This window comes from Streptomyces sp. DH12 (assembly GCF_020873895.1).
Classification (GTDB): domain Bacteria; phylum Actinomycetota; class Actinomycetes; order Streptomycetales; family Streptomycetaceae; genus Streptomyces.
In genome coordinates this window covers 1-485 of the sequence record NZ_JAHWGT010000796.1, presented here as the reverse complement: position 1 = coordinate 485, position 485 = coordinate 1, and the positions used below count along the sequence as shown (strand labels likewise).

Genomic DNA, 485 nt, shown 5'->3' with positions numbered 1-485 from the left:
TCGTGGCCTCCCACGTCCTTCATCGGTTCCTGGTGCCAAGGCATCCACCGTGCGCCCTTAAAAACTTGGCCACAGATGCTCGCGTCCACTGTGCAGTTCTCAAGCAACGACCAGCCACCCATCACCCCCGGACAACATCCGGAGTGCACTGGGGCCGGCATCGCAGAAGGGCGAACAAACGCTCGCACCCTCAGACACCCAACAGCGTGCCCGACACCCTCGACCCATCCTGTGTTCCACGCCGAAGCAGTACTGACAGGACAAGACCCGAGTGTGCCGAATAATCAACGTTCCACCCTTGAGCAACCAGCATCGAACATTCGCCGATGTACTGGCCTCTGACCAACCGAAGCTGGTGAGAAGTGCTCCTTAGAAAGGAGGTGATCCAGCCGCACCTTCCGGTACGGCTACCTTGTTACGACTTCGTCCCAATCGCCAGTCCCACCTTCGACAGCTCCCTCCCACAAGGGGTTGGGCCACCGGCT

General features: G+C 59.8%; 1 rRNA gene. It reads right to left on the bottom strand.

What is annotated here, in order from left to right:
- Positions 1–373 precede the first annotated feature (373 nt).
- Positions 374–485, bottom strand: a 16S ribosomal RNA gene (locus LPA54_RS37115); the annotation flags it as partial.